Origin of the sequence: Candidatus Cardinium sp. TP (assembly GCF_025215055.1) — a bacterium.
Taxonomy (GTDB): Bacteria; Bacteroidota; Bacteroidia; order Cytophagales; family Amoebophilaceae; genus Cardinium.
This window is the reverse complement of sequence record NZ_JANAVR010000015.1, coordinates 1-20,623: the sequence shown is the minus strand read 5'-3', so window position 1 is coordinate 20,623 and position 20,623 is coordinate 1. Positions and strand designations below refer to the sequence as shown.

Below are 20,623 nucleotides of genomic sequence, written 5' to 3'. Positions count from 1 at the left end.
AATGTTTTAGCTAGTTCCAATAACCCTAATTTAGGCTTGATAATTTTTTGATGTAAGTTCATAGTAGTTAAGATTTATATCATCATAATTTAACAATTGTCAGATTAAATCTTGACTACTACACATTTACACTATAGTTACAATTTGCTTGAACCAAAACTATTCAAGCACGCTTGACTAAGCCAGTAGAGCTAGCATTTGGAGCATTAGCAACGTAGTGAATAGTAAATAAAGGAAAAAAGTACAGTAGACTATCTAACTATAGGTCTAATGGGCTACATCTCCTGAGTATAATACCAATGTACATCTAAAATAAATAGATCATGAATAATACATATAAGCTACCAACACATATAAGTCATATTGCATCACGGTATGTAATAGCTGCAATCATAGGATCACCTTTTGTTACTGCTTGCAATAGTAGTAGACATGGTATCAATAATGAAAATGAAGCAGATCAACCAATGGAAATACATGCATCTACTAATGATGCAGTAAAGCCAGTTGATGAGCAGCCGGTAGATACGTCTATGGCTATTACATCATCTAGTGATGCGCAGCACGGAAATAGTACTATACACTTAACACTTAGCAGCATTGAATAATGACCTGGATGAGGTTCAGAAACTCGTAACAGAAGATCCAAACGTTTTTGGGAAAGGTTAATGCATACGGCAATGCCCTACTGCATATAGCAGCATGTATAGGCCACAAAGATACAGTTGTATGGATCATTGAATGGATACAAACCCACCCCAGAAAGTAGGAAACTACTCAATCTAACCAATAAAAATGGGCATACCCCAGCAGATCAGGCAGCACGTAAAGATAATAAAGAAATATATGCTTTACTTGTAGCAGCCGGTGCAAACTTGACCATAAAGTGTAACAAGCATAACATGACCACTGAAGAAGAATGCAACCATTTTCGTCAATCTAATACTAGTAATTAATATTCTAAATAATAATTATATAACCTAAATAAGGGATTTATAAGGTGTCTGCTCAAGCAATGTATCTGTTCAAGTCACTGGTTTTTTGCGTCAAAAAAACGCCATTGACCGAACAGATACCCTTTTTTCTTGATAAGAATATAGTGAACTGAACACTTCGGACAAAGCCTGCAGTGCACTATCATCCAAGCAACTGCTCCACCTCCTGGTATTCTGAGGAAAAACGAATCAAAAATTCCGATTTAGCCGTTTGCAACCATTTATCAACTGACTCTTTTTTTTTCTTTTGCAGTAGATCATGATGAATCTTTTCATAATCCTGCTGAAGATTCATTGGATGGGGCTCTACCCTTTGCTTGAGATAAAGCAACCGCCAAGCAGATTTATAGGGTTTGCTGATATACTGGGGCTTGCTTACTGCACCTACTTCAAGCCCATCAATCACAAAATAGACTTCTGGATCCAAGGATTCTACAGGGGTTAACAGACCCGGCAATAGGTCACTCCCTTGATGAGGAGTAGTAATCAGACCTCCTTGTGCAACTGTTTCCTTATCTTCTGAATATTGCGCTACCGCTGCTTCAAAGGTTAAAGTGCCCGCAACTATCTTCGATCTAATTTTATCCAGTTCAACCTCAGCTAACTTAATTTCTTCTTCTGTTGGCTTCAGCATCTGCAAGATATGGCGGGTATTGTATTGGTCTTTTTTACGTGCTATAAGCTCTATAAGATGTAGCCCAAATTCAGAAACAATAGGATCGCTTATCTCCCCACACTTGAGAGAAAGGGCAGCTACTTCATAAGCTGGTGCCAATACACCCAAAGGGACCCAGCCAATCTCACCTCCTTTAGCAGCAGAATGGGGATCATCGGAATGTGCCTTAGCCAAGTCAGAAAAGGTAGCCTTACCCGTTAATAGCAACTGTTTAAAATCCAAAAGCTTATTTTTTACTGTTTCTCGTCTTGCTGCATCTACCTTGGGATAGACAACCAGCTGATGTACCTCAACAGATGCAGGATAGTAAGGACGACTATGGGAAGGCAACCCATTAAAATAAGCTTCTACCTCTGCTGGGGTAACCACGACCTGTTTGGTAAGGTGCTGATAAACCCATGCAGCCAAATATTCTGCCTTGAAGCGTTCCTTTAGACCTTTCTTAATAGCGTTTATAGATTGATGGGTAACCTGGACAAGCTGTGCTTCAGACCCTACTTGCTGTATCAAACTGGCTAGTCTAGCATCACATGCCCTTTGAATATGGGCTTTAGGCGCTTTAACATCATGTAACGCAGCCTTTGATAAGAAAATCTTGTTTAAAACCAGCTCTCGCAACAGACCCAGTTTGACAGATTCATCTACTACCTTCCCTTCCCACTCCAATTGTTTGCATACTGCTTCTAAATCAGAATGCAAAATCAGCTCTTGATTCACGGTAGCAATGACTTTATCTAATAATAATGTATCAGCCGCCTTAGTTGCAGGTGACCAAATGCAAGTGAGTAAGCAAAAAGTAGCCATAAGGCTTTTACTGCATTTGGATAAGACAGGTATGATTTTTTTTAGCATCTTCTAAAAGTTTACATTTAATTTTATTCATCAGATCTACTTTCCTTTTATGTAGGATAATTGCCCTAATCCGATCTATCACTGCTTCTAATGGCGCAATTTCTTGTGCTAATTTATACTGATTAATCTTTAAAAAATAGATATGCTTTCGGCCTGCTACATGGATAAATTTATTGGTTTTTAATAATCTAGGTGCATCTCCAGTAGGACGATAACCAGTTTTGGCTAAAACAGCTTCCCAAGCAAACCATGCATCGGTGTCTAAGATAGTAGTATGGACATAAGGCTTGCAATAGATTTGTAATTTTTTTCGATCTGCAGCTTTGCTCGATAACATCAATGCCTTTATTGCATTGATGCAAGTAGCTTTTTTGGGAATTGCTAAAAAAATACCCTTTACGATATCATGATGCAATATAAAATCACGATGCTTGTGCTTCTGATAATAATCGGCTATTTCTTCTGACGATACATCGACATTAAACTCAGGTTGAATCAGGGCTTCTAAAAAATGGTAGGCCAATAAATCATGCTTATAGTCATTTAACTTGCCTTCCAGAGCAGGCTGAATCGATGGATCGTTTGCTTGAGCAATAAGAAGCTGTTTACACACCCATTCCTCGACATATTTTTTAATAAAAAAATCCGCATCTGCAACATCAATGTGAGCAAGATCCATTGATGCAAGATCTGACGGATATAGAAATTGCTTACCTACACAAGCAATAAAAGATTCTTTTGGGGATCTTTGGATACTTTTTTTAGCACTACAACGCCGTACCATCCAATAAAGAAACACCCATAGTAATAATCCACAAACAAAAAGCTTGCTCAAACGAGATACCCTCAAAATGAATCTACAAAAAAATTGATACTAAAATGAAATACTGGCCACCACAAGCATAGCAACCAGTATGGATAGACCCTTTTATACTATACACCAGCAAGCATCACATGATTTATTTTTTCTTGACAGATGGTTTAGCCACCTTAGTAGGTGCTTGCGCTTTCAAACCTACTGCAGGCGGTTGTGCCTCTTTAGGCGCCATTTTATTAAGTTTTATCAATACAAGCTCAGAAAGATTAAATGCCTCCCGAGCAAAAAACACTACAGGTCCAGCATCTGTATTTTTATTCAATACAAAATCATAAGCGTATTCCGTTGCAATTTCCTGAATTACCGCTTGTATTTTGTCATGGAGCGGCTGCATAAGCGTCTTATACTTTTCTGCCATTTTAGCATTCTTTTGCTCCTCAAGCTCGCGAACAGCTACCTCCAAATTGTATGCCTCCATATATTTCTGCTTTTTTTGAGCTTCTGTAAGGGTATCTCCCTGCTGCTGTAAGGTATTAACTGCTGCTTGATACTCTTTGAATTTTGCTTGAAGCTGATTATCCAGCTGATTATGAAAAATGTGAATTTCAGAAGTATTCTTTTTAGCCTCTCCATAACTTGCGAGAATATAAACCATATCTACATACCCAACCCTTAAACTAGATGATGCTACTTGAGGCTGCTCAGTAACCTTAGGTGGACCATTCGCTTTTACACTAGTACCCATACAAATAAAAAGTGCCCATGTAGCTAAAAATTTATAATTCATTACAGTACAATTTTAACGTTTAATTATGTTCATATAACAGGGATATCTAATAAATATAGGATATCCTCACCTCCCGCCTATAACCACTCAGCTATTCATAATAATAGGCAGATCCTATTTACCTCAAACTACATATTTACATATAATTAGGATCAAGATCAAGTTAACCGATGAAAAAAGAACCGCTATGGATGATAATGTTAAACATTACGCCATCTCTTTATCTCAATAAGGCACTTGATTGTATTGCAGCACTTAGTAAAGTTAACTAAAAAAACAGATTTTATAATCTTTTTAAAGATCTGTTATGCGTTACGCACGACCCAATGGTACTAATCGCTCTCTTTATTCTGATTGCCTAGCATTTTTTTTCCTTTTTCAATGGCTTGTTCAATATTTCCGACTAAATTAAAAGCCATTTCAGGCAGATGGTCTACCGCCCCATCAATGATCATATTAAAGCCTTTAATGGTATCCTCTACAGGGACACGTGTGCCTGTAAGTCCTGTAAATCTTTCTGCTACATTAAATGGCTGAGATAAAAACCGCTCTACCTTTCTAGCACGGTAGACCGTCCGTATATCTTCCTCTGAAAGTTCATCCATACCTAAAATGGCTATAATATCCTGTAGTTCTTTATAACGCTGAAGGGTTCTTTTTACTTTCTGAGCGGTGTCATAATGGAGGTTGCCAAGGATTTCAGGATTTAAGGCTCTAGAAGAAGAAGCTAACGGATCTACTGCCGGATAAATGCCCAGTGCAGCTATTCTTCTGGAAAGGACCGTAGTAGTATCTAGATGGGTAAAGGTAGTCGCAGGAGCAGGGTCCGTTAAATCATCTGCTGGCACATAAACTGCTTGGACAGAGGTAATAGAACCATGCTTCACAGAGGTAATGCGTTCTTGCATGGCACCCATCTCGGTAGCTAAGGTGGGTTGATAACCTACGGCAGAAGGTATGCGGCCCAATAAAGCAGAAATTTCTGCACCGGCTTGTGTGAAACGAAAAATGTTATCCACAAAAAAAAGGACATCTTTTCCACTTTCACCATGATCACGAAAATATTCCGCAATAGAAAGCCCGGTCAGCGCTACCCGTGCCCTTGCACCAGGCGATTCATTCATTTGGCCAAATACAAGTGCAGCCTGAGAGGTTTGTAACGCTTGCTGATCTACTTTGCTAAGGTCCCAATAGCCTTGTTCCATAGCTTGCACAAATGCTTCGCCATAATTGATTACACCTGCTTGAATCATTTCTCGCAAAAGGTCATTGCCTTCACGGGTACGTTCTCCCACACCAGCAAATACGGAAAGTCCATTATAGGATTTAGCAATATTATCAATCAACTCCATAATCAACACCGTTTTGCCTACACCTGCACCACCAAACAAGCCAATCTTACCACCCTTCACATAGGGCGCCAGCAGATCAATCACTTTGATACCGGTATAGAGAATTTCTGTTGTGGAAGAAAGTTGATCAAAAGGGGGCGCCGCTCTATGAATGGGTAGCTTCTTATCTGTTTCTGGTTGCTGCATGCCATCTATAGCCGCCCCTGTAACATTAAAAAGACGACCACGTACCGCATCGCCTACAGGTACTTGAATAGGAGCGCCTGTATCTATTACCTCTAAACCACGCATTAACCCCTCTGTACCTTCCATAGCAATGGCGCGTACACAATGCTCACCTAGATGCTGTTGGCATTCTAAGGTCACCAATTTACCAGATGGGGTTTTGATATACAATGCATTTAATATGCTAGGTAGACTAGCTTGCTCATTAAAACGAACATCAATTACAGGACCTATAATTTGAATAATTTTTCCAGTATGGGACATTATTTTTTATGAAATCAAAAAATTAAAGTGTCTATGCACGGACACTTGTTCGTAAGGCATTTTTAATCTTACTTTTTTTTGATAAAAAAGTAACCAAAAATCAATCCATCGGCAAAAAAGTTGCTGAAAATGGTATCTTACAAGAACGTTTTTCTTGTAACACAAAAAAACAGCGACTTGAACGGATACAAATTAAAAATATTAGCAATGGATTTTTTTACCTACTGATGCTCCTACATCTTCCAAAAACAGCCATAGAAAAAAGAAATAAGATGACTGTAAATTTATACAGCATTTTGGCAAAACTAGTAATATGACATAAAACCTAGGCCATATAGCCTACGATTCATACTACAAATATCCAACCCAACAACTGATTTTCAAGACCTTCAATTGATTGGTGCAGTGCTTAACCGCTGCAATATGCTTCCATGTAGCATCTACATTGCTGCTTAAATTTATAAAAAAGGATTGGATTTGTTGCTGTACTCTACGTTAGATTTAAGCGAGGAGGAAGTAAGATACCCACACCATAGCGCGTCTCTTCTGCTTTATTTTTATTAAAAACATACAAAAATCAAGCAGTGATGCAAAAAATTGATTAAATTCCAACGGGGAGGTAGATACCACTATAGTAGTATATATTTTAATGACGCAAAAACCTACATTTGATACTATTTTTATGTCCTTAGCGATTCAGTTGGCCCAACGCTCGCATTGTGTTAAAAAGCAGGTAGGTGCTGTATTAACAAAAGAGACCCGGATCATCTCCATAGGATACAATGGCCCGCCAGCTGGGGCCTATAATTGCGATGAAATATGGCCTAAAACGGGTTGTGCAAGAAATACAAAGGGAAGTTGTTTTTTAGCGATTCATGCAGAACAAAATGCCGTACTGTATGCATTAACCCATCACATCAATGTAAAGGATGGGGTGCTTTACACCACGCTTTCGCCCTGTCTGCCTTGTGCCCGCATTATCTTTAGTGTAGGCATTAAAAAAGTTGTATACAAGGATTCTTACGCAGCCTATAAAAACCTGGATTGTGAAGAGGGATTAAATTTTCTACATGAATTTGGTATAATGGTCATACAATATGACCCATACAGGGATGTAGACCTTTAAAACTAATGAGCTTCCTGATCTAGTATCCCTTTATTTATTATCGTTGTAGTATATGTTCAGCGCGATGGTTTTTTTGGTCAAAAAAACCGCCCCTGTAAAAAGCCACGATGTAGAAAGTGGCAGCTTACACATGATTTGGAAAAACAGTTTCCTTTGCAGCCCCCAAAGGGGGCGCTTTCTGTTTTTCCATCTGTAGGATGACACTTTCAGCGGCATTTTACCGAGGGTTTGATTTTTTGTCCACTTTTTTATCAAGAAAAAAGTGGGATAAAATGCATTATTAACCAATGGGGAGAATAGATTCTTTTATTTGAAAATCAATAAAAAAAATTAATCAAGTTGACACCATTGTGTGAACAGATACCATTTAGTCTTAACATGCATTCGGTATGTAAACATCTACTTTGCACAGCGTTGCGCTAGCAAGGCAACTGTTTTTTCAACCTCTGCAAGGGTCGTATTTTTACTAAAAGAAAAACGTATGGCATGGTGGGTTTCTTTTTGCAAAGCAGCTATAACAGACGAACCCAACGCACTGCCACTGGTACATGCACTACCTGTAGAAGCCGCTATGCCATGAATATCTAAATGATAAACCAGCATATCACGCTCACTCCAGTTTGGCAATGAAATATTTAATAAGTGGGGGCTGCTTTGGGTTAAGCTTTCACTATGGCCATTAAAAATGATATCGGGCAGATGTGTTTTTAGTAAAGCGATCATATGTTGCTTGATCGCTAACAGATGGGCAACCACCTTTTCCCTATCACGAACAGCAATTTCTAATGCTTTAGCCATGCCAACAATATGGGCTATATTTTCAGTGCCTCCACGCATATTTAACTCTTGACTACCTCCAGTAATAAGGGGTGCAACCGATACAGTTGTATCAATATAAACAAATCCAATGCCTTTGGGTCCATGTATTTTATGGGCAGAGCCCACAGCAAGGTGGCAAGACAAACAGGCAGGGAGTCCACAATAGACCGCTTGAATCGTATCTGAATGCAAAAATGCACCATATCTTCGGCAAAGCTGCCCCATGGCTGCTATATCTGTTATATTGCCGATCTCATGATTGACCTGCATCAGGCTCACCAAAGCACGTGGATGGCGCTTGAGCCATTGCTCTACTTCATCCCACATAAAGTCCCCAGTTTGGTCAACCCGCACATAGGATAATTGAATCTTAGCCTGCTTGGCTAACGCTTCTAGAGGCATCCGAACGGAAAGATGCTCCAATGGAGAAGTCAACACATGGGTAATTTGCATGGCCTCTATCATACCCATTAATAGCATATTATTCCCCTCTGTACCACCAGAAGTAAATATGATTTCAGCAGGCGCCACATCGCATAAGCGGGCTATTGTTTTTCTAGATTTTTCAAGGGCTGCTTTTGCATGGCAACCATAACGATGTACAGAAGAAGGGTTGCCACATAAATGGGTCATATAAGGCATCATAGCGGCCAATACTTCTGGATCCAATTGGGTAGTAGCTGCATTATCTAAGTAGATATTCATAATAAGGTGCTTATGTCAGACGTATAGCCTAGTATTCAATATCAGTAACCTAGAACAGTCAATGTCGTCAACTTAAGGGACATCTATTCTAACACAGCGTTAAAAATGGTTAATGTGTATACGCCGTTGCCCATGTCCGCCAAGTTTTTTTATCGGCGGACATGAACGCCTTAAATGGACGCAATGGAAGCAAACGCCAATTAAAATGATAGGCATCTCTCGTTTAAGTTACTGGTTTTTGCGTCAAAAAAACCGCCCCTGTAAAAAGTCGTGGTGTAGAAAGTGGCATCTTACAGATGATTAGGAAAAACAGTTTCCGTTGAAGCCCCCAAAGGGGGCGCTTCCTGTTTTTCCATCTGTAGGATGACACTTTCAATGGCTTTTTGCCGAGGGTTTGATTTTTTGTCCACTTCTTTATCAAGAAAAAAGTGGGATAAAATGCATTATTAACCAATGGCAAGAATATATTCTTTTATTTGATAATCAATAAAATATATTCATTAAGTTGACGCTATTGCTAGAACAGTTACGCGCTTTTTAATGGGGTCAGAAGAAGGTAGATAGGATGCTTTTTATCCAGATAACCCAACCTGCCTTACCCCTCCATACAGCCCGTATAATGCAACATCTGACTGGCTAATCTTTTAGTATCTTCGATGGGCGCGGTTCGACTTACCTTTACCATCACTTCAAATAAATTTTTACGCATAGGGTCAAAATGTCCCACACGGCACTTGGCACGCTGTTTGGCTACCAAACAATCTAACACCGAATTGGTAGTCAAATCTAATTGAAACAAATAGTCAAAAGGGGTCTCTATAAACTTTTTGATACGGTCACTTTTTACCTTTCCTAAAATAGTAATGGCATGATGACCAAAAGCATAACGTAAACGACTACTGGGATGCACACGGTCTTTCCCTGTGGTGTAACAAAGGACACTAACATTTTTATCCAAGTTTTTTAAATCTCGAATAAAGCGTTGCACGACTTCATGTTTGGCAGGACTATCATAGCTATAGAGTACCCCTATGGTAGTGGCTCGGCTCAACCCTACATTACTACGCACCAGTGTCTTATGTTTTGCGAAACAACGGGTAAAAATTCCTAAAACAAAAAACTTAAGACTTAAATATAGACCCATCATTGTATCATCTTTATAAGCTCATCTTCTCCTAAAATTGGAATCGCCCATTGCATGGCCTTGGCCAACTTTGACGGCCCAGCTTTGGTACCTGCTACTAAGTAATCGACCTTAGTAGAGACGGCAGACAAGACCTTGCCTCCTGCTTGTTCAATTAATTGAATCAATGCTTCCCTTGTATATCTTTGAAAGGTACCTGAAATAATAAAACTTTTTGAGGATAATGGCAAAACGGTATCCACTGCTTCTGGTAGAGCAAACTGTAACCCCGCTACTTTCAGTCGATCAAGAATAGCTTGCTGGTAAGAGTCCTGAAAATAATCCAATAGGCTTTGAATAATCTTCTCTCCAATATCTGGTAGTTGTAAGAGTTCCGCTTTAGTAGCCCGTTGTAAACGGGCCATAGACCTAAAGTGCAACGCCAGTTGCTTGGCAACTGTCTCCCCTACATGCTTAATGCCCAAGGCAAACAATAGGTTGTCAAAAGGTTTTGTCTTTGACGCCTGAATGTTGGCTAGTAATTTTTGTGTAGATAGCGCTTGAAACCCTGCTAACTGGTTGACGGTCTCGTAGCGCAATGTATAGAGGTCTGCTGCCGTTTGAACCAACTTGGCCGAAAATAATGCATCGACTGTCTTAGGCCCTAATGTATCTATATCCATAGCCCTTCGATGGGCAAAATGCAATAAGGCACCTTTTAGTTGAGGTAAACATTGCTGCTTATTGGGACAATAGTAGACAACGGCTTCTGGAGCTCTATGGAGTGATGTGCCACAAGCAGGACACACATCTATAAAAATAATAGGCTGACTGGTTTTATTGCGACACGTCCTATCCACACCTACTACCTTGGGAATAATATCGCCTCCTTTCTCAATAAAAATCGTGTCACCCAAATATAGATCTTGCCTAGCGATCTCATCTGCATTATGCAAAGAAGCACGACGGACCATAGTGCCTGCCAATGAAATAGGACTAAAATGCGCTACTGGTGTTACGGCACCAGTCCTTCCTACTTGAAAACTTACTTTTTCTAAAATGGAATGGGCCATCTCTGGTTGATATTTATAGGCAATGGCCCAACGAGGCGACTTTGCAGTCATACCAATCAGACGTTGCTGATGGAGATTATTGACCTTGATCACTATTCCATCTACGTCAACGGGTAGCTCTTTCTTATGTTTCGCCCAATAATGGATGTACGCCATTATTTCCTTGACATTATGACACAACTTATACGTAGTGGAAAAACCCAATCTATCTAGGAGCATTAAGGCTGATTCTTGCGTCAAACAGTCATAAGAGGAGGCATAAAAACTATATCCATGAAAGGCCAATTGACGCTCTTTAACCAAATCTACATCTAATGTTTTTAATGTACCTGCGGTAATGTTACGGGGGTTCGCCCATAAAGGTTCTCCTTGTGCTTTACGTTTCGCATTTAATGTCTTAAAAACAGCTTTGGGCATAAAAGCTTCTCCACGCACCTCAAACTCGGCACATGGGGCATCTTGAATTGCTTGAGGCAAGGGCAAACATTGCCCCACATGGTGGGTTACATCATCTCCTTTTTGTCCATCGCCACGTGTCACTACACGTACCAACTGACCTGCTTCATACAAGATACTTAAGGCAACCCCATCTATTTTAGGTTCACATATAAAATCTACAGCCGCATTTGGAACCATTTTTTGCACCCTTGTACTAAATTGGTCTATTTCTTTTTCTGAATAGGTTTTAGCCAAAGAAAGCATAGGGGTTTGGTGGTAGACAGCTGAAAAACAAGGGCGTTCTCCAATGACCTCAGTGGGAGAGTTAGGGTAGTTGAAATGCGGATAAGCCGCCTCCAATTGCACCAACCGTTCTAGCAATTGGTCATATGCATAGTCGGAAATCTCAGAGATTCCTTTTTGGAAATAACACTCATTGTAATAGTTAATCAAATCTACTAAACGTTTGATTTCTTGCTTGACGTCAGATGGTTCCATAGATGGGTCACTACATATTAAAACTTAACCTATCCTTGCCTAACCCACTACAATACCAACTCAACCAACGCCGCCAACCCAGCCCCAAATAAACTGATCCACAACGTAAATTGGTTTGAGTGATGATTGGGATTTGCTTCAAAAAGCATGGTAGACGAAATGTACAAAAAATTACCGGTTACAATAGACAATACTATGATGTTACCATAGTCAGAAATATAATGATTGGCATAGCTACTGAGCCACAACCCTATAGGAGAGGCCAAAGAGAACAGCACTAAATAAAGCGACATCTGTTTTATGGATAGTGTAAACCCACCCAATACACTCATTAAAGCAACCGCCTCTAGAAATTTATGGAGCATCATGCCCAACAAAAGTCCATCATTGGTAGCATGATAGTCATGACCATGCGCCAACAGGGTACCATCTAAAAGTGCATGCAGGGCTATAGAGGTTAAAAAAGAAAATAACTTGTAGTGTTTTACACAGCAATGGCCGGAATCTGACGCCATAGCATGGCCATGTTCTACGCCCGCACTAAACGTTTCAATAAAACGCTGGAAAAAAAATCCAATCATGATATACCCACCAATATGAACCGGTATAACCTTAGAACTAAAAAGCTCAGGCATGAGATGCAACAAGGTGTTGGCTAACAGATAACCTCCCGAAAAGGTCAGTAAACGTGGTAAAATCTTTATGGAACATTGCGTAACCACCACTAAGCCACCTAGTAAAGCTGAAATAAAAATTGCAAAAAACGCTATAATCATTATCCATTCATTATTGTTAAAAGAGCGATAGATCTTCTATTTCCTAGTTGAATAGCGCTACGCTACACGTATAGCCACACGCAACCGTGCGCTACGGGCACGACTATTCTTACGAACCTCCTCTATAGAGGGTACAAAAGGTTTTTTTTGTAGGGGCACAAAGGGGCGCAATAGATTGCCATACGCATCTTGTTGCACCTCTCCCCATACATTACCTGTATTTAAAAAGTTTTTAACCAACCGATCCTCTAAAGAGTGATAAGAAATAATAGCCAAGCGCCCTGCTGGTTTAATCAGTTCTACACTATGTTGTAACAACCGCTCCAATGCCACCAACTCATTGTTCACCTCAATACGCAATGCCTGAAACACCTTTGCAAGATATTGATTTATTTTTAGCTTAAGTGCAAATGGTTCAACGATAGCTTTCAACTGATGGGTCGTTACAATAGGCGCATGGTTGCGTGCCTGGACAATAGCCTTGGCGATAGCGGTTGCACCAGTTACCTCCCCATACGTATGCAACAGATGGGCCAGCTGCTCTACGGTATAGGTATGCACTACCCGCTGCGCCGAATGGGGAACATTGGGATCCATCCTCATATCTAATACACCATCAAATCGAGTAGAAAAACCACGCTCTGGGGTATCTATTTGGTGAGAAGAAGTGCCTAAATCTGCCAGCAAACCATCCAATTGTGTGATACCATAAAAGTGTATAAATTCCTTTACAAACTGAAAAGATGCTCTGATAAAGGTTAAAGGTTGACCTGTAAACAATTGGGCTCTTTGCGCAGCCTCCGGGTCTTTATCAAAGGCAAATAAATGGCCACCGGCAAGCGATTCAATAATTTTTTTCGCATGACCGCCTCCACCAAAAGTAAGATCTGCATAGTTGCCTGTTGGTACAATAGCCAACCCTTTCATCACCTCATCCACCATCACGGGTATATGGTAGTCCTCTGAAATAGTTGTAACCATGAATTAAAATGGTAAATTTTAAATTGGTTGTAAAGATAATGCGCCCATGTGAAAATACAAATAAAACCATTAGCGTATAACTCAATGGCGTCAACAGGCAAAACAGAACACGCCCACTGCGTGGGCTTTAAACAAGCCATTTTTATCATCCACTAAGCAACAGATCGTCTAAAGACTACAAGTTTACGGAAGTGCCAAGTTTTTTTATCGGCGGACATGAGCGCCTTAACTTGACGCAATGGAAGCAAAGGATAATTAATTGAAATAAAACAAATAGATCCCCCTGCATCAGGAATAGGTTTTGATCATGTTATCTGATATATGCCATTTTTATTTATACCATATAAAAACTAAAATCAATAGATTTATTGTAAATTTAATTATTTTTTATTTTTAATAAATTTTTACTGTCATTAACAGATACATACATTGGGTTTAGTTGGGTGGACATTACTAGGGAGTAGCTATTTTTGCGCTTCACAAGATTAGTTTATAAATTTACAAGAGGGAAATTCACTTTAAAGATCAGCATTAAATTGGTGTTATAAGCTTAATTAAGAACGACTAATGTGAAATTTTTTTGATTATTATAGAATAATGAAAAGACATGAAGTTCCTGATGTAAATACTTGGAATATGCATCAGCTTGCCAGAGCGGTAAGCCGCAACGCAAATGACACGCAACATGCCTGGTCTGCTATCCAGGAAGCCTATGCATGGACAGAGCAGTTTGAAGCATACGTGGATCAAACCATACTCAAACGTTGCGTAAAAGATTCGTTACAAGTAGCGATTATTGCTGCTACGGAGATGTCTTTGGACTTGCCTACAGCTATAGCTGCCCTCTTAACACCTCCTTTCTTAGCAGGCTTGATGGAAGCAGCAGCGATTGAAAAGCGTTTTGGCTTAAAAACAGCCTCCATATTAAAGGAGCTAGAAGCCTTAAAGAGCTATAGATTGCGCAGTGATACCATTCGTAACTATCCAAATCATCCTGATATAAATTGTGATCATATTTTGGCCATTTTGCTGCAAATCTGTGACATCATTCGCGTACATTGTAGCGGCATAGTGTTGGAAAACCTGGACTCAGCATTGATCCATTCTAGTGCACATCTGCTACTTGAGTTAAAATATTTCTATATCCCACTGTCGCATCGCATGCGACTGTATGATATCCAAACCAAACTAGCAGACTTTTGGTTAAAACATACAGATACACTCAGTTACTATGCCATTACTGCTAAACTTGGGATGATAAAAATAAAACGACAACAAAAATTAAACCTTATTGCTGAGGAAGTGCAAACGGCTCTGCAAGCACGTAGCATTCATTTTATTATAAAAAAACGGATTAAATCGGTCTATTCTATTTGGCATAAAATTCAAAAACTAAAAGTTAACTTCGATCAAATACATGATCTTACGGCCATCCGAATCATCCTGACCCATATGGATGGCAAAACGCTACAAGAGGAAAAGGTGGCTTGTTGGAGGATGCTAAGTATCATTAGTAACCTTTACAAGCCAATGTGTAAGATTATGAGGGACTGGATTAGTATACCAAGAGACAGCAGCTATGAATCACTCCATCTTACCTTTGAAACCTATAAATATGGACAATTAGAGGTGCAAATACGTACAGAACGCATGGACTATATAGCAGAACATGGTGAGGCAGCACATTGGCGATATAAGTATACCCTATAATTAGTACATCAAACACAAGTATAAAAATATATTGTACCATTACATCATAATCTATGGTAGAGTTAGCTTCCCTTTATACTACTTTTTGGTCAAAAAAAAGGATACAATGGATGGTTGGGGTGAGCATTTTGATGGGCATTGCCTTATATGTAGTCCTCTTTATGCCCAATAGTCGCGCCACCGATCGTTTATTGATTATTCCCAGAGAGTGCACCCGTTACGAACTCAAAACGCAACTAAGCGATATAGGCTATATAAAAAATAGTACCACTTTTTTATGGGCAACTTATTTATTGAAATACCATCCTAACCATAGACCAGGTCAATATCGCCTAACTAGTAAGATGAGTAACTGGCAAATGGTTAGAATGTTACGAGGCGGTATACAACATCCTGTTCAGCTTACTTTTGCCACTGCTGCCAATAAAGCTTCTTTAGTAGACCAACTGGTGCGCCCCATAGGCCTAAACAAGGCAACACTATGGGCTTTGCTGCATGATGCGCAACAATTAGCTCCCTATGGCTTTACACCAGAGAATGTATTAACTATGTTTATTCCAAATACCTATGAAGTATACTGGACCATTACTGCCACACAATTATTATCCAAAATGCATCTGGCTTATGAATATTTTTGGCACCCCACACGGCTAGATAAAGCAAAAAAAATAGGCTTACGCCCCATTGAGGTGTCCATTTTGGCATCTATCGTGCAAGCAGAAACCAACGACCTGCAAGAAGCCGCTATGATTGCAGGTGTCTACCTCAATAGACTCAAACGCAATATGCGGCTTCAATCTTGTCCAATGTTGATCTATGCACTGAGCGAAAATCAATCCGGTATTAAAAGGGTGTTGCAACAGGATACCTATATCGATTCCCCGTACAATTCTTATCGTAGAAGGGGGTTGCCACCAGGACCTATTGGTTTACCTAGCGTGGCAATGATTGATGCAGTACTCAATTATATACCCCATGATTATCTGTTTTTTTCCGCCAAAGAGAACTTTTCAGGGTCACATTACTTTGCGCGTAATTATACAGAACATTTAAAAAATGCCTATAAGTATAAAAAAGCATTGGATAAGTTAAAAATTATGCGTTGAAATGTCCATTATATACGTTTTATGTTATCTATTTTCTCTTTTACCGCTTCGACTATTATATGCTGTTTCAGATCTATGCTATATAGTGATATACTACCTAATAGGTTATAGGAAAAAGGTAGTAAGGCAAAACCTAACCCATGCCTTTGCCAACAAAACAGACCAGCAATGCAATGCAATAGAAAAAAAATTCTACCATCATCTATGTGATTTGTTATTAGAACACATAAAAGCTTTAACCATCACACCGCGATTCCTTTTGCAACACGTTACCATTAACGACTTAGCAATGATAGAGAGGTACTACAAGCAAGGGCAATCGATTATACTGGTTTCTGGCCATTTTGGTAATTGGGAATGGATTGCCCATGCCCTTGCATGGCAAACATCCTATATCCTAACCGCAGGCTATCAACCCTTACACCATGCAAGCACAGACCAAGTGGTATTGCATCTAAGGAGTCGTTTCGAACGAAAAGCCATGCCTATGGCTGCCTTATTCAGGCATATGGCTACCTACAAAGGACCTCCTCAGGCTACTACACTATTAATAGACCAAGCCCCTTTCCATAAACACAATGGCTACCCTATGACTTTTCTAACCCAACCGACTACCGTTTCCTTAACCGCTGCCAAGCTAGCCAGAAAGTATAACCAGCCCCTTTTTTACATCCAAATAGATCAAATCAAACGAGGGCAGTACCAAGCAAAACCCATACTACTAACCGCAAAGCCTGCCCAATTACCAGCTCAAGAGATTGCCGAACGCTATACCAGAAGGCTAGAAGCAAACATTCTACAAAATCCAGCCCTATGGCTTTGGTCACATAGAAGGTGGAAATAAAAGAAGATAGCATACAGCCATAAAAACATATCTATTCCAGCCCCCCAATGGGGTCAACTTAAGTATTTTTTATTGATTTTCAAACAAAAGTCCCTATTCTCGCCATGGGTTAATAATGAACTTTGTCCCACTTTTTTCTTGATAAAAAAGTGGACAAAAAATCAAGCGCTCGGTAAAAAGTCGCTGAAAGTGACATCTTACAGATGGAAAAACAGCTCGTTTCATTACTTTTACTGTGTGCCAACTTTTTATTGGCGGACATATGCAGCGGCGTATACACATTAGCCATTTCTATCTCTGTGTTAGAATAAATATTCCTTAAGTTGACGCCATTGCCCTGCCCCCTACACCGCCCTATAGAAGATAGATCCAGGGCACTTGGATAAGTTTGAACATTTACTTATTACATAGAAATGGAGCGATACTTAAATAAACAGCTACAGATTAAGTGCTCTATAGCAACATATTCACAAATAAAAAACAAACAGATGCAATTCATAAAAAACAAAACCACCCATACAGCGAAATACCTACTAATCAGTATCGTAATGATAATCAATGGAAATAACTTATGCACCGGTAAGATACCACTAAAATCCAATCAACCCAGTCTACAACCAACTACCCCGTACAGCCCAATGGGGCATAAGCAAAAAACAATAGAAGATTTTATACAAAAAGTGCAACAGTTAAAAGCTGCTTCTCTTACCGTAAGCCATGGCTGCAATCAGCTCATAAAGGATTATAACCAAACCCTAAATAGTCTAAACAATGATACAACAAGCCCTATGCCATCGATGGATGATAAAGCAACCGATAGCGGGTATGAAAGCGAAGATAGCTATGACACAATACCGTATTCATCATTCAATAGCTCTCAAAAGAAGGCATCGTTCACATATCCCCTACTATTACAGCGCAACAGATATGCGCAGACCTATAGCGAGCCATGGGACAAACTAAACCATAAGTCTAGACAAACGGAACCTACACACGAGGAGCCTACGCAAATAGTCAACACAAGAGTCTATTTATGACGAAGTGGCTCAAGAAAATATATATGAAGAGATAGCCAACAAAGCTGCGCAGCCTATTGATGACGAAGTACCAAACGAAGAAGAAGAAGAAGAAGAAGAAGAAGAAGAAGAACCTATATATGAGGAAATAAAAGAAAGCGACCAAGCAATAGACCCAGACCATGCAAAACAAACAAACAGTAACCATAGATCTACAACCACATATTATAAAAATGGGATACCTTGCACTGATTTGTAAGGTACAAAAGGTGCTATAAGCTTTTTCATAACTATACAACCAAACGGTTATACCCAATCTCAAGCGTATCTGTTCACATTACTGGTTAATAATGAATTTTATCCCACTTTTTTCTTGATAAAGAAGTGGACAAAAAAATCAAGCGCTCGGCAAAAAGTCGCTGAAAGTGTCATCTTACAGATGGAAAAACAGAAAGCGCGCACTGCGTGGGCTTTAAAGGAAACTGTTTTTCATAATCATCTGTAAAATGCCACTTTCTATAACCGCGACTTTTTTCAGGGGCGTTGTTCTTTTCACATAAAAACCAGTGATTTGAATAGATACAAAATATTTTTGCCTAAAAACCACACCATTGAAAAGATACAAACATAGTCATCCTATACCTTTATGAGCAGCCACTATACCCTTCATTAGCTTCAATAAAAACCATAGCGCATACAAAGCCTAAAAACCACCACAAAAGCAAGTAGGATACCAAAGTCAAAAAACCAAAGCAAGACCCAAGTCGATTGACTAGCAAAATCAATATAGTTATTCTATATTTGCATAGAATTTTAAATTTACAATAAAAAATACGAGATCTCTTTTTCTTGGCTTAACTGCAACTGCTAGGGGTCGGTTTTTGAAACTAAAGTCCACGCATATTCAATCCAAAGGGGAAGCTTGCCAAAGGCTAAATGCTTAGCCAGTAATGATTGTGTGATGGGTTTCAAGACATGTACATTGAGCTTCAACTCAAGCTATCTTAAGCACCAACAAGCAAGAATACTGATCAAGGTTTTAATTAAAACTAGCCAAATGCATACCATGAAGTATATACGAAAGCTTTTTTTTTGTTTTACTTTTATAGGAGCATTTAATTGCAATACACCCAAGATCGTTTTACCCATACAACCTTCAACAAGTCAGAAAAATAGCTATGGACCTATAGCCATTGCATCCACAGGCGCCCATGCAGTGGTATGCATTGGATCAAATAATAAGGTCGATATAGTAGATACCACTGCTCTAGTAGCACAGACAAAAAAAGAGATAAAGACTTTAGACCATTACACATTAGATCACCCAAATAAAGGCACCCCAGATGGCCCATCTATCAGAATCACCTCAACAGAATCTGGCGGAATAGTAATAGTTGGAGCTAATAATACGATCTATAGTAGCCAAATAGTTACTGAACAGAATGTAAATATGAAAAAAGAGAAAAAGAAGAAAAGGCAAGAGAAAACAAAGGATGATAGTAACAATAAAAAAGTAGAAGCAGAAATAGACGCAGTAGAAAAAGAAGTAGAAAAAACAAAAAAAGAACTGAAAGAAAAACAAAAAAAACTAGATCAACTAAAAATAGACATAAAAGCAGTAGAAATAGAAAAAGAAATAGAAAAAAAAGAACTAAAAGAAAAACAAAAAAAACTAGATCAACTAAAAATAGACATAAAAGCAGTAGAAAAAGAAATAGAAAAAGAAATAGAAAAAGCAGAAAAAGAACTAAAAGAAAAACAAAAAAAACTAGATCAACTAAAAATAGACATAAAAGCAGTAGAAAAAGAAATAGAAAAAGAAATAGAAAAAGCAGAAAAAGAACTGAAAGAAAAACAAAAAAAACTAGATCAACTAAAAATAGACATAAAAGCAGTAGAAATAGAAAAAGAAATAGAAAAAGAAATAGAAAAAGAAATAGAAAAAGAAATAGAAAAAGAAATAGAAATAGAAATAGAAAAAGAAATAGAAAAAGATCAACTAAAAATAGACATAGAACGAACAAAAGAGAAGAAGAAGAAGAAGAAGAAGAAGAAGAAGAAGAAGAAGAAGAAGAAGAAGAAGAAGAGAAAAAACGAAATAATATAAAGGAAAAAATAAAAACAGGACAAAATATTCTCCAAAAATTGGGCTTGCCAAAATTAGAAGTGCGGCTAGAAGAACTAAAGAAAAAAATGGGAAAAAAATTAGAAAATAAGGAAGCCATGAAGGAGATGAAGCAGATATATGATGATGCTATAGACGAAACAAAAAATTTAAAAGACCAACAAAAAGATCTGGAAAAGATTAATAACCTGTAGTAGTTAGGATTTAATCTGACAATTGTTAAATTATGATGATATAAATCTTAACTACTATGAACTTACATCAAAAAATTATCAAGCCTAAATTAGGGTTATTGGAACTAGCTAAAACATTAGG

The 20,623-nt window shown here is 38.7% G+C and carries 19 protein-coding genes; 10 read left to right on the top strand and 9 right to left on the bottom strand.

Going from position 1 to position 20,623, the window contains the following annotated elements:
* Positions 1 to 323 precede the first annotated feature (323 nt).
* Both NLX65_RS02830 and NLX65_RS02825 read left to right on the top strand, forming a co-directional pair.
* The gene (locus NLX65_RS02830; RefSeq protein ID WP_260536983.1) at positions 324 to 608 is read left to right on the top strand and encodes a hypothetical protein; all 285 of its coding nucleotides are present in this window, start codon (positions 324 to 326) and stop codon (positions 606 to 608) included.
* Positions 609 to 725: 117 nt separating this feature from the next.
* Positions 726 to 956, top strand: coding sequence for a hypothetical protein (locus tag NLX65_RS02825; protein ID WP_260536981.1), 231 nt, complete (start codon positions 726 to 728; stop codon positions 954 to 956).
* 181 nt (positions 957 to 1,137) lie between these two features.
* Here NLX65_RS02825 and NLX65_RS02820 read toward each other — a convergent pair whose 3' ends face one another.
* The 4 genes from NLX65_RS02820 to atpD all read right to left on the bottom strand — a co-directional run bounded on the left by NLX65_RS02820 (position 1,138) and on the right by atpD (position 5,968).
* Positions 1,138 to 2,475, bottom strand: a complete 1,338-nt coding sequence (locus tag NLX65_RS02820; protein ID WP_260536979.1) for a peptidylprolyl isomerase — start codon at positions 2,473 to 2,475, stop codon at positions 1,138 to 1,140.
* 7 nt (positions 2,476 to 2,482) lie between these two features.
* On the bottom strand, positions 2,483 to 3,307 hold the full coding sequence (locus tag NLX65_RS02815) for a hypothetical protein (RefSeq protein ID WP_260536978.1): 825 nt from the start codon (positions 3,305 to 3,307) through the stop codon (positions 2,483 to 2,485).
* A 175-nt stretch (positions 3,308 to 3,482) separates the two neighbouring features.
* Positions 3,483 to 4,127 carry an OmpH family outer membrane protein gene (locus NLX65_RS02810; protein WP_260536977.1) on the bottom strand — a complete coding sequence of 215 codons (645 nt, stop codon included), beginning with the start codon at positions 4,125 to 4,127 and terminating at the stop codon, positions 3,483 to 3,485.
* Between the two features lie 332 nt (positions 4,128 to 4,459).
* Entirely contained in the window at positions 4,460 to 5,968 is a 1,509-nt protein-coding gene (gene atpD, locus NLX65_RS02805; protein ID WP_260536975.1) for a F0F1 ATP synthase subunit beta, read from the bottom strand.
* 649 nt (positions 5,969 to 6,617) lie between these two features.
* On the opposite strand from atpD, the gene NLX65_RS02800 reads away from it, so the two are divergent.
* Entirely contained in the window at positions 6,618 to 7,094 is a 477-nt protein-coding gene (locus NLX65_RS02800; protein ID WP_260536973.1) for a deoxycytidylate deaminase, read from the top strand.
* 399 nt (positions 7,095 to 7,493) lie between these two features.
* Here NLX65_RS02800 and NLX65_RS02795 read toward each other — a convergent pair whose 3' ends face one another.
* From NLX65_RS02795 to rsmH, 5 genes are all read right to left on the bottom strand, one after another.
* Entirely contained in the window at positions 7,494 to 8,618 is a 1,125-nt protein-coding gene (locus NLX65_RS02795; protein WP_260536971.1) for a cysteine desulfurase family protein, read from the bottom strand.
* A 595-nt stretch (positions 8,619 to 9,213) separates the two neighbouring features.
* Positions 9,214 to 9,765: a DUF6913 domain-containing protein gene (locus NLX65_RS02790; protein ID WP_260536969.1), complete on the bottom strand. Its 552-nt coding sequence runs from the start codon at positions 9,763 to 9,765 to the stop codon at positions 9,214 to 9,216.
* Positions 9,762 to 11,750, bottom strand: a complete 1,989-nt coding sequence (ligA, locus tag NLX65_RS02785; RefSeq protein WP_260536967.1) for an NAD-dependent DNA ligase LigA — start codon at positions 11,748 to 11,750, stop codon at positions 9,762 to 9,764. The genes NLX65_RS02790 and ligA overlap by 4 nt, the downstream gene beginning before the upstream one ends.
* Positions 11,751 to 11,797: 47 nt before the next feature.
* On the bottom strand, positions 11,798 to 12,526 hold the full coding sequence (locus NLX65_RS02780; protein ID WP_260536965.1) for a ZIP family metal transporter: 729 nt from the start codon (positions 12,524 to 12,526) through the stop codon (positions 11,798 to 11,800).
* Between the two features lie 57 nt (positions 12,527 to 12,583).
* Complete coding sequence (rsmH, locus tag NLX65_RS02775; protein WP_260536963.1) at positions 12,584 to 13,507, bottom strand: 16S rRNA (cytosine(1402)-N(4))-methyltransferase RsmH; 924 nt, start codon at positions 13,505 to 13,507, stop codon at positions 12,584 to 12,586.
* A 597-nt stretch (positions 13,508 to 14,104) separates the two neighbouring features.
* Between rsmH and NLX65_RS02770 the strand changes: the two genes are divergently transcribed.
* The 7 genes from NLX65_RS02770 (at position 14,105) to NLX65_RS02740 (ending at position 20,502) form a co-directional block, all read left to right on the top strand.
* Positions 14,105 to 15,217: a bifunctional (p)ppGpp synthetase/guanosine-3',5'-bis(diphosphate) 3'-pyrophosphohydrolase gene (locus NLX65_RS02770; RefSeq protein ID WP_260536961.1), complete on the top strand. Its 1,113-nt coding sequence runs from the start codon at positions 14,105 to 14,107 to the stop codon at positions 15,215 to 15,217.
* 53 nt (positions 15,218 to 15,270) lie between these two features.
* A complete protein-coding gene (gene mltG / locus NLX65_RS02765; RefSeq protein ID WP_260536959.1) occupies positions 15,271 to 16,323 on the top strand; it encodes an endolytic transglycosylase MltG in 1,053 nt (350 codons plus the stop codon).
* Position 16,324: 1 nt separating this feature from the next.
* Positions 16,325 to 17,167, top strand: coding sequence for a lysophospholipid acyltransferase family protein (locus tag NLX65_RS02760; protein ID WP_260536957.1), 843 nt, complete (start codon positions 16,325 to 16,327; stop codon positions 17,165 to 17,167).
* 638 nt (positions 17,168 to 17,805) lie between these two features.
* Positions 17,806 to 18,204 (top strand): hypothetical protein, encoded by a 399-nt coding sequence (locus NLX65_RS02755; protein WP_260536955.1) that lies wholly within the window; start codon positions 17,806 to 17,808, stop codon positions 18,202 to 18,204.
* A gap of 4 nt (positions 18,205 to 18,208) precedes the next feature.
* A complete protein-coding gene (locus tag NLX65_RS02750) occupies positions 18,209 to 18,442 on the top strand; it encodes a hypothetical protein (protein ID WP_260536953.1) in 234 nt (77 codons plus the stop codon).
* Positions 18,443 to 19,249: 807 nt separating this feature from the next.
* Positions 19,250 to 20,290 carry a hypothetical protein gene (locus NLX65_RS02745; protein ID WP_260536951.1) on the top strand — a complete coding sequence of 347 codons (1,041 nt, stop codon included), beginning with the start codon at positions 19,250 to 19,252 and terminating at the stop codon, positions 20,288 to 20,290.
* A gap of 44 nt (positions 20,291 to 20,334) precedes the next feature.
* The gene (locus NLX65_RS02740; protein ID WP_260536949.1) at positions 20,335 to 20,502 is read left to right on the top strand and encodes a hypothetical protein; all 168 of its coding nucleotides are present in this window, start codon (positions 20,335 to 20,337) and stop codon (positions 20,500 to 20,502) included.
* Positions 20,503 to 20,623 lie beyond the last annotated feature (121 nt).

Bases quoted from the DNA above. Each gene is read 5' to 3' on its own strand.
- NLX65_RS02830 (WP_260536983.1), top strand. From the start codon at position 324: ATGAATAATACATATAAGCTACCAACACATATAAGTCATATTGCATCA.
- NLX65_RS02820 (WP_260536979.1), bottom strand. From the start codon at position 2,475: ATGGCTACTTTTTGCTTACTCACTTGCATTTGGTCACCTGCAACTAAG.
- NLX65_RS02815 (WP_260536978.1), bottom strand. From the start codon at position 3,307: ATGGTACGGCGTTGTAGTGCTAAAAAAAGTATCCAAAGATCCCCAAAA.
- NLX65_RS02810 (WP_260536977.1), bottom strand. From the start codon at position 4,127: ATGAATTATAAATTTTTAGCTACATGGGCACTTTTTATTTGTATGGGT.
- atpD (WP_260536975.1), bottom strand. From the start codon at position 5,968: ATGTCCCATACTGGAAAAATTATTCAAATTATAGGTCCTGTAATTGAT.
- NLX65_RS02800 (WP_260536973.1), top strand. From the start codon at position 6,618: ATGACGCAAAAACCTACATTTGATACTATTTTTATGTCCTTAGCGATT.
- NLX65_RS02795 (WP_260536971.1), bottom strand. From the start codon at position 8,618: ATGAATATCTACTTAGATAATGCAGCTACTACCCAATTGGATCCAGAA.
- NLX65_RS02790 (WP_260536969.1), bottom strand. From the start codon at position 9,765: ATGATGGGTCTATATTTAAGTCTTAAGTTTTTTGTTTTAGGAATTTTT.
- ligA (WP_260536967.1), bottom strand. From the start codon at position 11,750: ATGGAACCATCTGACGTCAAGCAAGAAATCAAACGTTTAGTAGATTTG.
- NLX65_RS02780 (WP_260536965.1), bottom strand. From the start codon at position 12,526: ATGATTATAGCGTTTTTTGCAATTTTTATTTCAGCTTTACTAGGTGGC.
- rsmH (WP_260536963.1), bottom strand. From the start codon at position 13,507: ATGGTTACAACTATTTCAGAGGACTACCATATACCCGTGATGGTGGAT.
- NLX65_RS02770 (WP_260536961.1), top strand. From the start codon at position 14,105: ATGAAAAGACATGAAGTTCCTGATGTAAATACTTGGAATATGCATCAG.
- mltG (WP_260536959.1), top strand. From the start codon at position 15,271: ATGGTAGAGTTAGCTTCCCTTTATACTACTTTTTGGTCAAAAAAAAGG.
- NLX65_RS02760 (WP_260536957.1), top strand. From the start codon at position 16,325: ATGTCCATTATATACGTTTTATGTTATCTATTTTCTCTTTTACCGCTT.
- NLX65_RS02755 (WP_260536955.1), top strand. From the start codon at position 17,806: ATGGGGCATAAGCAAAAAACAATAGAAGATTTTATACAAAAAGTGCAA.
- NLX65_RS02745 (WP_260536951.1), top strand. From the start codon at position 19,250: ATGAAGTATATACGAAAGCTTTTTTTTTGTTTTACTTTTATAGGAGCA.